Below are 13,435 nucleotides of genomic sequence, written 5' to 3' on the forward strand. Positions count from 1 at the left end.
CCGGCTCAGACGCGGTTCAGCAGCAGAATCGAAAGCACCAGGCCGTAGATCGCGATGCCTTCGGCCAAACCCAGGTAAACCAACGTGCGGCCGAACATCTCCGGCTTTTCCGAAACGGCCGCGAGGGATGCAGCGCCGATCGGGCCGACGGCGAGGCCGGCGCCGACGGTGCTGAACGCCGTCGGCAGGGCAATGCCAATAAAGGCCAGGCCGAGTCCAACGCTGATCTCTCCGCTGGCTACCGCCGTTTCGACCTCGGGTGCGGCGAGGGCATCACGCACGCCCAGAACGGCGAGCGCGAGCTGGGCGCCAAAGAACAACACCAGATTGAACCCGATCGTCGGTCTGAACAGGCGACGGGCGCGCGCGGCTTCGAGCGGCCGGTAATGCAGGTAGACGCCGCAGGCGATCATGCCCAGCAGGGCGAGGGTCAGCAGGGTGATGATGGTCGTCATAAGTGCTCCTGAATCAGCGGGTGACAGAACGGCCGACGCGCAAGGGACGGAACGGCGTCCCGTCACCGTAGAAATACCGTGAGAAACCTTCGTAGTACTCGAGTCGCAGCGTCTGGATGGTCACGATGGTCCCTTCGAGGACGATGATGAAGACATTACCCAGCACCAGCGTTATCCAATGGCCGACCATGCCCATGCCGTCGGCCAGTGTGAACACCGCGAGCGACAGGGCCACGTGATTGAGGCTGAATGCGGCCACGCGCAGAAACGACAGCGAGCTCGCCAGGTAGCCGTTGACGATCTCAAAGGTCTCTATCAACGTGGTGAAGATGCGTTCGCCCGCGGAACCCTCCGACGAGCGCCACTGGTAGACGACCAGTACCAGCAGGGTCAGCACGACCAGAACAGTGGCCACCAGCGGGAAACTCCCGCGTTGGACAAGATTCGCCAGGCCGCCGAGCAGCGCGAGATACAGTACCAGGGAGATCAGTCCACCGGGGCCGAACAGCGCACCGAGCTGATCGCCGGAACCCAGCCGGTTGGTGATCGCGATCGCGGAACCCAGGGTCAGAAACGCTACGCCCCAGACCAGTGCGACCGTCAGCATGTAGAGCGGATCCGACATCGGGGCGATCCACAGCGGATGCAGCCAGTGTTCGACACCGAACACGCTGCCGTACAGCCAGCCGAACAGCATCGACGAAAGGCCGGCCAGGACGAACAGCGTCGTGAACGCCTTGAGCCGTCGGCGCAACAGCAACCCGATCACGAGGATGACTGCGCCGTGCCCGACGTCGCCGAACATCATCCCGAACATGCCGACGAAGGTGATGGCGAACAGTATCGTCGGGTCGAACTCGCCGAAGCGAGGGACCCCGTATTGCTGCACGAGTACGGAGAACGGTTTCAACAGTCCCCGGGTTCGGGTGGGCACGGGTACCAGATGACGTTCCTCGGGCCGCGGCCTGCGCGACTGCAGCACGAACGGCAGGCTCATCCGCTCGTGCAGCTGCGCCTCGACCTCGGCAATCTTCCTGGCCGGAATCCAACCCTGCAATGCAGCCAGCTGCCCTCGCGAGCGCGCGGCGCCCCGCAGATTGACGTACGGCTCCGCGCTTTCGAGCATCTGCCGGGCTCGTAACATCTCGCGGCGGTTGCTGTCCATCCAGTTCGCCAACTGGCCGTTCAGTTCCCTGGCGTCGTCCTCCAGCTTCAGCCGGCGCGCGGTGAGATCAGCGCGGAGCGCTTCCGGGTTGTCGTTGAAGCTGCTCGGGATCGTTATCTGTTGAAACGCGGCTGCATGCAGCACACTGTCCAGCACGGTCGCGTCCTCGCGCCGCCCGGCCACCAGGATCCGTACGATCTCCCCCTCGCTGGCGACGTCCAGCACGATGTGATTGGACAGCGCGAGGATGTCTTTCAGTCGTGGCAGGTTGTCCGCCGGTACTGCCCCGATGCGCAGATCGAGGTGCATGTGTTCGCCCTGCAACTGGCCGAGGTCGACGTCCAGGCCGGCGAAGTCCTCCAGCGATTGCTCGAGTTGGCGTAGTTCGCGGAATTCATCCTCGATGCGATGGAGCGCCTCCTCACAGGGTGCGCATTGACGCCAGGCTGCCGCCAGCCACTGATCGATCTCGATCAACTGCTCACGGCGCAGCACCAATAACGGCATGTCACTGGTATCGCGGGGCAGGTCACCGAGCAAGGTCGTGAGGCGGTCGAGATGCCCCCACGCACGGCGGATCCGCGCACGAAAGGTCGTCCCGGGCACTTCGGGCAGCTCGGATTCGAGCAGTGGGCGCTCGTCCGGCGCGAAGGTCTCGGTCTCGGCGAGTATCAGGCTGGCGAGCGCCAGGTCTTCCCGCATCAGAGTCAACGTGATGTGGCGGATATCGTAGCCTGCGCGCATTACGCGGCTACCTCGTGCAGCGGGTCGAGTGCCTCTCTCAATACTTCGCTGGTCATCCCGTGCAACCGCGCATGGGCGATTGCATAGAGCGTCTGGATCTCGAAGTGTCGCACCACCAGGTAGGCCAGCACGCTGGTCAGGACGGACGGGCTGCGGCGCATCACGTGCAGCGCGTGTTCAATCAGATCGCTGCGCATTGCCGCCTCGATCAGCGTGATCTCCCGCGGCGTGGGTCTGCCCTGGAACAGGCCGGCTGGCACACGTTTCAGCGCGTCCTCGAGCGTGTCCGCATTGACGATCTGTAGCAATACATCGCGATTGACCACGCGGCCGCCATCGATCGCAAGGTACAGCACCTCGCTCGGTTGCAAGCGGTAGTTGTAGCGGTAGCGCAGACTCCATACCAAATTGTGCCGATCGACGATACGTCCAATCAGATTGAGGATCTCTTCGCGGTCGGTGCTCGCCAGCTGGCGTGCCCGATCGCTGAGTTCACTGTAGAACTGCTGGTCGAGCGTGGCATCCAGCAGAAACGGATCCGGCCTTTCCTCGTAGCGCCGCAGTGCCTGGGTCGCAATTCGTTTGTAACGGGTCTTTTGCAGATGGCGGAGCAGTTCGGGCACGCTGTCGGTGTTCAACAGCTCGTCGTGGTTCAGGCTCAGGAACCCCGGCAGCCGGAACAGATTGCGTTCGATGTCCTCGTTCGGCAGCTGTCCGATCTTGCCGCGTACCAGTGCTTTGATATTGAGCAGCTCGTAACGGCTGGCCCACTGCATCAGCAACCGTCGCGCCGGACCACCGAGCGGCCGCAGCAAGGCGCTGAGTTCGTCCAGCCAGGTCTGCATCAGCGCGCGCTCGAATGCCGCGAGGCGTTCGCTGTTTCTGCCATCCTTGATTTCGTCCAGGCCGCTTGCCTTGGCCATTTCATCGAGGGGTAGTTCGGCGAGGCCATTCAATCGCTGGCGACCGAGCAGATGGGTGCTCATGATCGCCAGCCGAGTGCGCAGATATGCCTGGTCGGCCAGCCTGCTCACGGGCGACCCGCGCTGTTCTCGCCGAGCAACTCGCGGAAACCCGCCTCGAGTGCCGCGTCTTCATGCGCTTCGGCGGCATCCCGCAGTTGTACCAAACGCTCCTGGAAGCGTCGTTCCATTTCCGCGACGGTCTGCTCTGCTCGCTGGTCGGCCTTTTCTAGAAAGGCCGCGTGCAATTCGGGGATGCGTGCCTGGAACCGCTCTTCCTGCTGGTGCGCATCGTGCAGAGTGGTCTGCACGAGTTGTTCGCTTTCTGCCTGGGCCTTTGCAACCATATCCCTGGCGGCACCCTCTGCAGCAAGCAGACGCTTCAATGTGTCATCCACGGCCTGGGTCACCCTGAAAGTGGGGAATGACTTTTTTGGCCCAAGTCTAGTCGACGTCGCGGGGTGCCTGAAACAGAACCCCTTTTTTGTTGACTTGGGTCATAGCCCCAGGACGCGTTCAATCGGCTTCGCTCGCGAACATCAACGCAAGCGCCGCGCGCCGGTCTTCGGCGAGCAGCACGTTGAAGGTGCGGCAGGCCGCGGCGTTGGCCATTGCCTCGACCCCGATCCCGCTGTCGATGAGGCTGGTCAGCAGCGCAGGATCCGGGAAGGCCTGCGCCTCGCCGGTGCCCAGGATCAGGACCTCCGGGCGGTAGCTCACGATGGCTTCGAAGTGGCTCGAGCGCAGTGTCTCGATACGGTCCGGTTCCCAGTCGGTGATCAACCGGTCGCGCAGGATGATCAGGCTGGTGCTGTAGCTGTGTTCGCGGATGCGAACCCTGCCGGGCTCATAACTGCTGACCATGTTGACGTTGCCGGCATTGTCCAGGGCCATTTTCATTCGCATCTCCAGCGCGGGCCGGGTCATGGGTGGTCCGCGAGTTGGTGGCTAATCGGTTAATTTCATTGACATTTTGACAAACGCTGCTGTAGCGTACGAGGTTTGATTTTTGCCGCCCTGTGCGCCCGAGGTCTCGTCGTGTCGTCGCCCGAAATGGAAGATTTCCCCAGAATCAAACGCTTGCCGCCGTACGTGTTCGCGATCGTGAACGAACTGAAGGCGGCTGCGCGTGCGCGCGGCGAGGACATCATCGATTTTGGCATGGGCAACCCGGATCAGCCGACGCCCAAACACATTGTCGACAAGCTGGTCGAGGCGGCGCAGCGCGGCGACACCCATCGCTATTCGGTGTCGCGTGGCATTCCGCGCCTGCGCCGCGCGATCTGCCGGTGGTACAAGGACCAGTACGACGTCGATCTCGATCCCGACAGTCAGGCGATCGTCACCATCGGTTCTAAGGAGGGGCTGGCTCACCTGGCGCTGGCGTGCATGGGACCGGGCGATTCGGTGCTGGTGCCGAACCCGGCCTATCCGATCCACCCCTACGGCTTCATCATCGCGGGTGCCGACGTGCGCCATGTGCCGATGACCCCGGAGCATGACTTCTTCGAGGAACTGCACAAGGCGATCGAGGAGTCCTGGCCACGACCGAAGATGCTGGTGGTGAATTTCCCGAGCAATCCGACTGCCGAGTGCGTCGACCTGCCATTCTTCGAACGTATCATCGAGATCGCACGCGCGAACAATATCTGGGTGGTGCACGATCTGGCGTACGCGGCGATCTCGTTCGATGGCTACAAGTCACCTTCGATCCTGCAGGTCAAGGGCGCCGACGAGATCGCAGTGGAGTTCTACTCGATGTCCAAGACCTACAGCATGCCGGGCTGGCGTGTGGGCTTCATGGTCGGCAACAAGACATTGGTCGCGGCACTGGCGAAGATCAAATCGTATCTCGACTATGGGATGTTCACGCCGATCCAGGTCGCCGCGATCGCCGCGCTGGAAGGTCCGCAGGACTGTGTCGCAGAGATCCGCGACATGTATCAGCGTCGCCGCGACGTGTTGTGTGACGGCTTGAATGCGATGGGGTGGGTGGTGAAACGCCCCAAGGCGACCATGTTCGTCTGGGCGCCGATTCCCGAGCCGTACCGCCAGATGGGTTCGCTGGAGTTCTCCAAAAAGCTGTTGCGCGACGCCAAAGTGGCGGTGTCGCCGGGAATCGGATTCGGGTCTTACGGCGACGATCACGTGCGGTTTGGATTGATCGAGAACGAACACCGCACGCGTCAGGCGTTGCGTGGCATCAAAGAGATGTTCCGCCGTGACGGTGTGATAAAGGTGTCCGGCTGAGTGTCGGGACCGAGAAGTATCAGAGTGGAGTAGTTAGAGTGTTGAACCCTGTCAAAGTGGGCCTGCTGGGCCTCGGCACCGTTGGCGGTGGCACGTTGAACGTGCTTGTGAGAAACGCGTCCGAGATCGCGCGCCGCGCTGGTCGGGCCATCGTGGTCGCCCAAGCGGCCGCGCGCGACTACGATCCGCAGTCACTGGAGGGTCTCGACCAAGTCGAGGTCGGCGACGATGCCTTTGCGGTGGTCAACAGTCCTGATGTGGATATCGTGGTCGAGTTGATCGGCGGTTACAGCCCGGCGCGGGAGCTGGTATTGCAGGCGATCGCCAACGGTAAGCACGTGGTCACCGCGAACAAGGCATTGATCGCGATGCACGGAAACGAGATCTTCGCCGCCGCACAGCGCAAAGGAGTCACGGTTGCGTTCGAGGCGGCAGTTGCCGGCGGGGTGCCGATCATCAAGGCCTTGCGCGAGGGACTGGCGGCGAACCATATCGAGTGGATCGCCGGCATCATCAATGGCACCGGCAATTTCATCCTCACCGAGATGAAAGACAAGGGTCGCGCGTTCGCCGATGTGCTTGCCGAAGCGCAGGCACTCGGCTATGCGGAGGCCGATCCGACGTTCGATGTCGAAGGGATCGATGCCGCGCACAAATTGACCATCCTGGCGTCGCTTGCGTTCGGCATCCCGCTACAGTTCGACCGCTGTTACACCGAGGGCATCAGCCGAATCGAGCCGCAGGATGTCGTCTATGCGGAAGAGTTCGGTTACCGAATCAAGCACCTTGGCGTGACGCGACGCACCGAGCGGGGGATCGAGCTGCGCGTGCATCCCACGCTGATCCCGGAGCGTCGCCTGATCGCCAACGTGGATGGCGTGATGAACGCGGTCCTGGTCAAAGGGGACGCGGTCGGGCCGACGCTGTATTACGGCGCCGGCGCCGGCGCCTATCCGACGGCCTCGGCAGTGGTCGCCGACATCATCGATGTCACGCGCACCCTCACGACGGACCCGGAGAACCGCGTCCCGCATCTCGCCTTCCAGCCCGGTGAGCTGTCGGATCTGCCGGTACTGCCGATGGCCGATGTGGAGACCGCGTACTATCTGCGGATGACCGCTGTGGACAAGCCGGGCGTGGTGGCCGCCGTCGCCGGCATTCTCGGCGATGCGGGCATCAGCATCGAAGCGATGCAGCAGAAGCAGCCGCCGGACGGAGAGGTCGAAGTGCCGCTGGTGATGCTTACCCATCGAGTTCGGGAACAACAGATGAACGACGCGATCAAACGGATCGAGGCGCTCGATACGATTCGCGCGGGCGTCACCCGGATTCGCGTCGAAGACCTCGACTGACGGTTTGATTCGCCACCTTTTCGTGCCCGGCCTGCTCGGCCCCATGGCGGGGCTCGAGCGCGTGGACCGACAGGCCTTTCCGCACCTCGAGTTGTTGTTGGCGCGCGCCGACCGGCTGGTCGAGCCCGTCGGCTATGCCGCGGGCCTGTTTGCGCTGTTCGGCGTCGAGTCATCGGCCGGGGGCGATCTGCCGACTGCGGCAGTCAGTTTCCTGGCCGACACCGGGGAGACGCCGGCCGGGTTCCTGCTGCACGCCGATCCGCTGCTATTGCTCGCCGACCGGGATCGTCTGCTCGCCTTCGCCCTCGACGACGATCCGCTGGACGCCGACGAGATCGCCGGGCTTGTGGAGACCTTCAACGCCCATTTCTCCGACGACGGCGTGCGTCTACATGGCAGTCGCGCGGGACGCATGTATCTGCACTGCGATAGCGCACCATCGATCACGACGCACCCATTGTCGGCGGTGCTCGGCCGCAGTCTCGACCGTTACCTGCCGGATGGCGAGGACCGGCGCTACTGGCGCGGCCTGCTCAACGAGACCCAGATGCTGTGTCATGCGCTGGCATTCAACCGCGAACGCGAGTCCCGGGGCCGGCCGACGCTCGGTGGCCTGTGGTTCAGCGGCGGCGGCCGCCTGCCGGAACGGGCGACGGGGCCGTTCGGCCGGCTGGTTGGGGATTGCGCGCTCGCACGCGGACTGGTCGCGCTGCGCCCGGGAACGGGTCGCGATGAAATGATCGTCGAGCACGCACCGGGCAGGGCGGTGATACACGCCGACCCCGGCCGCTGGCTGCAGGCGCTTGCCGAACTCGAGGTTCGGATCGCGGGCCTGATGCGGGATGGTGGGGAGTTGCATGTCCACCCCGGCAACGGGGCCGTCTACCTTTGGCACGCGCGCTCGGCACGGCGCTGGTGGCGCAGGAGGCGGCCGTTGTTCGCGAGTCTGGACGCACATCCCGATGCGTCGCACGGTCCCCGCGACGACAAAGGGCTATAATGCGCCCCTTTGTTGAACACGCAGTAAGCACCATGGACTTCATCGAAACCCGCGGCAACGATGGCATTCGTCCGTTGTCGGTGAGCTTCTCGCACGCGATTCTCAGCCCGATGTGCTCCTTCGGTGGTATCTACGTGCCGGAGAGCCTGCCGGCACTGGGCGAGCCCTTTCTGCGTGCCCACCTGGGCAGCGACTACAAGACGCTGGCGCGCGCGGTGCTCGATGCCTTCGAACTGGACATCGACCCGGCGGTGATCGACCGCGCTCTCGCGCTATACGATGGCTTCGACGACCCGGCGCATCCAGTGCCCGTGACGAAGGTGCGCGAACAGCTGTTCGTCGCCGAGCTGTACCACGGGCCCACGCGGGCATTCAAGGACATGGCCCTGCAGCCCTTCGGCGTGCTGTTGTCCAGCCTGGCTCAGGCCCGGGGCGAGCAATACCTGATCCTTGCGGCGACCAGTGGTGATACCGGGCCTGCGACCCTCGAGACGTTCAAGGACAGGGCCAACGTCAAGGTCGCGTGTCTGTACCCCGATGGCGGGACCTCCGACGTGCAGCGCCTGCAGATGGTGACCGAGGATGCCGCGAACCTGAAGGTGATCGGTATCCACGGCGATTTCGATGACGCACAGTCAGCGCTGAAGACCCTGTTGTCGTCGGATGCCTTCCGGGCCCGGCTGCGCGAGCGCCACACCCACCTGTCCGCGGCCAACTCGGTCAACTTCGGTCGCATCATCTTTCAGCAGATCTATCACATCCACAGTTACCTCGAGCTGGTGCGTCAGGACGCGATCGCGCTCGGCGACCGGGTGTATCTCAACGTCCCCAGTGGCAACTTCGGCAACGCGCTCGGCGGCTATTACGCGATGAAGATGGGGCTTCCGGTGGAGAAGATCCTGATCTCCTCGAACAGCAACAACGTGTTGACCGAACTGATTCGCACCGGGCGCTACGATCTGCGCGACCGCAAGGTGGTCGCAACCAGCTCGCCAGCCATGGACATTCTGAAGTCGTCGAACGTCGAGCGCGTGCTCTATGACCTGTTCGGCGCACAGCGCACACGCGAGTTGATGACCGAGTTGGACGAGAACCGCGTCTACCGTTTGACGGACGATGAATTGGCCTCGCTGCAGGCGGTGTTCGCCGCCGACTATGCCGACGATGCCGAGGTCGATGGCTACATACGCGACACCTTCCGCAACGACGGCTACCTGATGGATCCGCATACCGCGACCTGTTTCAAGGCGCATGACAGTTGCCGCGAAAAGCCGTTGCCGGGCATCGTGTATTCCACGGCGGAATGGACCAAGTTCTCACCGACCATCGCTCATGCCCTGACGGGCGAGGTCGACAGTCACGATATCGATGCCCTGAAATCGATTTCCGCCACCGCGAACACGCCCATCCCGCCCATGATAGAGGCCTTGTTCGACAGACCGGTGGTGCAGGACACGGTGATCGACAAGCGGGACATAGAGGAGCAGGTGCTCGCGTTCATCTGATGAAGGCGGGCAAAGAAAAACGGGGTCCGGCCCCGCTTTTCCGCGTCTCGCGCTATCGGCCCTTCACGTTCAGACCTTGTAGTACTCGCGGTACCAGGCGACGAATTTTGCCACGCCGTCTTCGACCGAAGTGGCCGGTTTGTAGCCGAGGTCCGCGACCAGGTCCTCGACGTTGGCATAGGTATCGGGCACGTCGCCCGGCTGCAGCGGCAACAGATCCTTCTCGGCTGTCTTGTCGAGGCATTTCTCCAGCGTTTCGATGTAGTGCATCAGCTCGACAGGGCTGTTGTTGCCGATGTTGTACAGGCGATACGGCGCCCGGCTGGTGGCCGAATCGGGCTCGTCGCCATCCCAGTCCGGGTTGGGTTTCGCCGGTTGGTCCAGCACGCGGATGACCCCCTCCACGATGTCGTCGATGTAGGTGAAATCACGACGGTGCTTGCCGTAGTTGAAGACCGGAATGGGCTCACCGGCGAGGATGGCCTTGGTGAACTTGAACAACGCCATATCGGGGCGTCCCCAGGGGCCGTATACGGTAAAGAAACGCAGGCCGGTGGTGGGTACGTTGTACAGATGACTGTAGGTATGCGCCATCAGTTCGTTGGCTTTCTTGGTGGCCGCGTACAGGCTGACCGGGTGGTCGACGTTGTCGTGCACCGAAAACGGCATGTTGGTATTGGAACCGTATACGGAGCTCGAAGAGGCATAGACCAGGTGCTCGACGGCATGGTTGCGGCAGCCCTGCAGGATATTGCCGAAACCCACGACATTGCTGTCGATATACGCCTCGGGGTTCTCTATCGAATAGCGCACGCCGGCCTGTGCCGCCAGGTTCACCACCCGCTGTGGCTGGTACTTGGCGAATGCCTCCGCCATCGCCTGTCGATCTTCGATGCGTTCCCTGACCTCGGTATAGCCGTCGTAGGCCAGTGTGCGCGCCAGGCGGGCTTCCTTGAGCGAGACGTCGTAATAGGGATCGAGACAGTCGACGCCGATCACCTCGTCGCCCCTTTCCAGAAGTCGCAGGGAAAGCGCCGAGCCGATGAAGCCCGCACTGCCGGTAATCAATACACGCATGCTTTCGAATCCAGATGACTGTAGTTAGAGGCGACCGTCGGTCTCGGACCTTGGGAACAGATATTTGACATCGAACAGAACGGCATCGGGGGCACCGAACTCGCGGATCTTTCGGCTGCCGAGCTCGGTGAACTGGTGATGTCCGACAGCGATGACGATGGCCTGATACGAACCCGTCTCGGGCTGTGCAATCGGCGTAATGCCGTACTCGTGTTCGGCCTCTTCGGCGCTCACCCAGGGGTCCCAGACATCCACCTGCATCCCGTAACTCTTCAGCTCGTCGATGATATCGGTGACGCGGGTGTTGCGCAGATCAGGGCAGTTCTCTTTGAACGTGAGGCCCATGATCAGTGCGCGCTGACCGTTCACCGCCAGCCCACGTTTCAACAGCAATTTGACCAGGCTGCTGGCCACGTGTGAGCCCATACCGTCGTTGATGCGCCGACCCGCGAGGATCATCGCGGGATGATAGCCGATCGCCTGTGCCTTGTGCGTCAGGTAGTAGGGGTCCACACCGATACAGTGCCCACCTACCAGACCGGGGCGGAATGGGAGGAAGTTCCACTTGGTGCCGGCTGCCTTGAGCACCTCTTCGGTGTCGATGCCCATCTTGTCGAAGATCAGCGCCAGCTCGTTCACCAATGCGATGTTCACGTCGCGCTGGGTGTTCTCGATCACCTTCGCGGCCTCGGCGACCCGGATACTGCTGGCCTTGTGGGTGCCGGCAACGATGATGCTGGCATACAGCGCATCGACGAAGTCGGCGATTTCCGGTGTGGAGCCTGAGGTGACCTTCTTGATCGAAGTGACGCGGTGCTCCTTGTCGCCCGGGTTGATGCGCTCCGGGCTGTAGCCGGCAAAGAAGTCCTGGTTGAACTTCAGGCCCGAGACCTGTTCGATGACCGGAATGCAGTCCTCCTCGGTGGCACCGGGGTAGACCGTGGATTCATAGACCACGACATCCCCTTTGCCGATGACCTGGCCGACCGCGCGGCTCGCGGCGATCAGCGGGCGCAGATCGGGGGTCTTGTACTCGTCGATCGGCGTTGGGACAGTGACGATGTAGATGTTGCAGTGGCGGATATCGTCCAGTTCAGCGGTGAACTTCATCGCGACCGCTTTCAGTTCTTCGGGTTCCACCTCTAAAGAACTGTCTCTGCCTTGCCGCAATTCAGCAATACGCGGGACACTAATATCGTAACCGGTGACCGGGAACTTCCTGGCGAACTCGACGGCCAGCGGAAGTCCGACGTAACCGAGCCCGATCACGGCGATGTTGGCGTGTTGAATGTCCATGGTGGCGAACGGCTTTCCTGAATCGTGCTGGCGGGCATGTCGCTCCGCGGCGCGAATGATACCTCAGCCTTGCTGGCAGAGGCGAGGTCGTCGGCTGTATATAGTGAGCAGGACGTGAATTTTTCGATTCCTTGGTTGATCAGCCGGGTGTGGTTTGTCAGGCTCGGCACGCTTACTGGCAGCGAGGTCAGGTACCCCGAATGATGATCCGGCTTTTTGGTCACTATGTGTCCAAGCTCTACCTGCTGCTCGGCGGGGTCGAGTTCCTGGTCATGTTCTACTCGTTGCTGGCCGGGTTCTACATGCGGTTGCCGCCGGAAGAAATGAATCTGGCGGCGATGCCGGAGACGCTGTCCTACACCGCGCTCGCCTATGCGTCGGCGATGACCATCGCGATGGTTTCCGTCGGCCTCTACCAGCGTGGGTTGCCATTCAGCGCCGGTCTCCTGGTGCGACTCGGCCTGAGCTTCCTGATCGCCAGCGTGGCGATGAGTGCGGTGTTCTACACCTTCCCCGATCTGGTCGTCGGTCGTCGCACCATGGCGTACGCGATGTTGTTCACCTTCGTCGGCGTTTTGGGGCTGCGCAGTCTGTTCTTCCGGCTGACGCACAGCGAGCTGCAGTCGACCACTGTCCTGGTGCTGGGTACCGGCAGGCAGGCGCAGATGATCGCCGACCTGGCGCCACGCCAGGCCGGTTTCCGGGTCGTGGGCTACATCCCGGTCAACGAGCAGGAGACCAACATCCCGCGGGATCTCTGGTTGCCGCACGATCGGCGCCTGATGGATATCGTGCTGGCAAACGAAGTGGACGAGATCGTGGTCGCGCCCGACGACCGCCGGCTTCGGCTGCCGGTGGACGAGATTCTCGATTGCAAGATGTCGGGCACCATGGTGCTGGATCTGCTGAGTTTCTTCGAAAAGGAGACATCCAGGATCAAGCTCGACGTGCTGCACCCGAGCTGGATATTTTTCTCCGACGGTTTCCGCCTCAGCGGTGTCGCGCAGTATTCGAAGCGCGCCCTGGACCTGTTGGTGGGACTGCTGATCTTCCTGCTATCCTGGCCACTGATGGTGCTGGTGGCGTTGGCGATCGTGGCGGAGAGCAGGGGTCGGGGGCCGATCCTGTTTCATCAGGTGCGCGTTGGCCTGAACGGGCGAACCTTCCACGTGCACAAGTTCCGTAGCATGCGCACCGACGCGGAGGCGGATGGCGTCGCGCGTTGGGCAACCAAGAACGACAACCGGATTACCCGGGTGGGCGCACTCATCCGCAAGACCCGGCTGGACGAACTGCCGCAGGTCTTCAACGTCCTGCTCGGTGAGATGAGCCTGGTGGGTCCACGTCCGGAACGTCCCGAGTTCGTGGAACAGTTGGAAAAGGAGATCCCGTTCTATGCCGAGCGCCACCGGGTCAAGCCGGGCCTGACCGGCTGGGCGCAGCTCTCGTACCCCTACGGCGCAACGATCGATGATGCCCGCAACAAGCTCGAGTTCGATCTCTATTACGTCAAGAATGCAAGCGCCTTCCTCGATCTCATCATTCTGCTCGAGACCGTCGAGGTCGTTTTGTGGGGCAAGGGTGCTCATTAGCGGCTGGCATCAACGGTCACGTCAACGGGGCAGCGCC

General features: G+C 62.5%; 12 protein-coding genes. 5 read left to right on the plus strand and 7 right to left on the minus strand.

The window, feature by feature from the left end; genetic code table 11:
- Nucleotides 1-5 precede the first annotated feature (5 nt).
- From H6955_12145 to H6955_12165, 5 genes are all read right to left on the minus strand, one after another.
- Nucleotides 6-455, minus strand: a complete 450-nt coding sequence (locus H6955_12145) for an ATPase (protein MCP5314308.1) — start codon at nt 453-455, stop codon at nt 6-8.
- A gap of 13 nt (nt 456-468) precedes the next feature.
- Nucleotides 469-2,364 carry a V-type ATP synthase subunit I gene (locus H6955_12150; protein MCP5314309.1) on the minus strand — a complete coding sequence of 632 codons (1,896 nt, stop codon included), beginning with the start codon at nt 2,362-2,364 and terminating at the stop codon, nt 469-471.
- Complete coding sequence (locus H6955_12155) at nt 2,364-3,398, minus strand: V-type ATPase subunit (GenBank protein ID MCP5314310.1); 1,035 nt, start codon at nt 3,396-3,398, stop codon at nt 2,364-2,366. Before H6955_12155 ends, H6955_12150 begins: the two co-directional genes overlap by 1 nt.
- Complete coding sequence (locus H6955_12160; protein ID MCP5314311.1) at nt 3,395-3,724, minus strand: ATPase; 330 nt, start codon at nt 3,722-3,724, stop codon at nt 3,395-3,397. The genes H6955_12155 and H6955_12160 overlap by 4 nt, the downstream gene beginning before the upstream one ends.
- Nucleotides 3,725-3,842: 118 nt before the next feature.
- The gene (locus tag H6955_12165) at nt 3,843-4,226 is read right to left on the minus strand and encodes an Mth938-like domain-containing protein (protein MCP5314312.1); all 384 of its coding nucleotides are present in this window, start codon (nt 4,224-4,226) and stop codon (nt 3,843-3,845) included.
- Between the two features lie 153 nt (nt 4,227-4,379).
- Here H6955_12165 and alaC point away from each other — a divergent pair, with 153 nt between their 5' ends.
- Genes alaC through H6955_12185 form a run of 4 tightly spaced genes read left to right on the plus strand, consistent with a single transcriptional unit; the run spans nt 4,380 to nt 9,433 of the window.
- On the plus strand, nt 4,380-5,576 hold the full coding sequence (gene alaC / locus H6955_12170) for an alanine transaminase (GenBank protein MCP5314313.1): 1,197 nt from the start codon (nt 4,380-4,382) through the stop codon (nt 5,574-5,576).
- 41 nt (nt 5,577-5,617) lie between these two features.
- Nucleotides 5,618-6,928 carry a homoserine dehydrogenase gene (locus tag H6955_12175; protein MCP5314314.1) on the plus strand — a complete coding sequence of 437 codons (1,311 nt, stop codon included), beginning with the start codon at nt 5,618-5,620 and terminating at the stop codon, nt 6,926-6,928.
- Nucleotides 6,929-6,932: 4 nt separating this feature from the next.
- Nucleotides 6,933-7,928, plus strand: a complete 996-nt coding sequence (locus H6955_12180; GenBank protein ID MCP5314315.1) for a hypothetical protein — start codon at nt 6,933-6,935, stop codon at nt 7,926-7,928.
- A 32-nt stretch (nt 7,929-7,960) separates the two neighbouring features.
- On the plus strand, nt 7,961-9,433 hold the full coding sequence (locus tag H6955_12185; protein ID MCP5314316.1) for a threonine synthase: 1,473 nt from the start codon (nt 7,961-7,963) through the stop codon (nt 9,431-9,433).
- A 69-nt stretch (nt 9,434-9,502) separates the two neighbouring features.
- Here H6955_12185 and H6955_12190 read toward each other — a convergent pair whose 3' ends face one another.
- On the minus strand, nt 9,503-10,510 hold the full coding sequence (locus H6955_12190) for an NAD-dependent epimerase (GenBank protein ID MCP5314317.1): 1,008 nt from the start codon (nt 10,508-10,510) through the stop codon (nt 9,503-9,505).
- Nucleotides 10,511-10,534: 24 nt separating this feature from the next.
- Nucleotides 10,535-11,806, minus strand: a complete 1,272-nt coding sequence (gene tviB, locus H6955_12195; GenBank protein ID MCP5314318.1) for a Vi polysaccharide biosynthesis UDP-N-acetylglucosamine C-6 dehydrogenase TviB — start codon at nt 11,804-11,806, stop codon at nt 10,535-10,537.
- Between the two features lie 203 nt (nt 11,807-12,009).
- Here tviB and H6955_12200 point away from each other — a divergent pair, with 203 nt between their 5' ends.
- Complete coding sequence (locus H6955_12200; GenBank protein MCP5314319.1) at nt 12,010-13,398, plus strand: TIGR03013 family PEP-CTERM/XrtA system glycosyltransferase; 1,389 nt, start codon at nt 12,010-12,012, stop codon at nt 13,396-13,398.
- Nucleotides 13,399-13,435 lie beyond the last annotated feature (37 nt).

The organism is Chromatiaceae bacterium (assembly GCA_024235395.1).
In the GTDB taxonomy this organism is placed as follows: Bacteria; Pseudomonadota; Gammaproteobacteria; order Chromatiales; family Chromatiaceae; genus Thiosocius.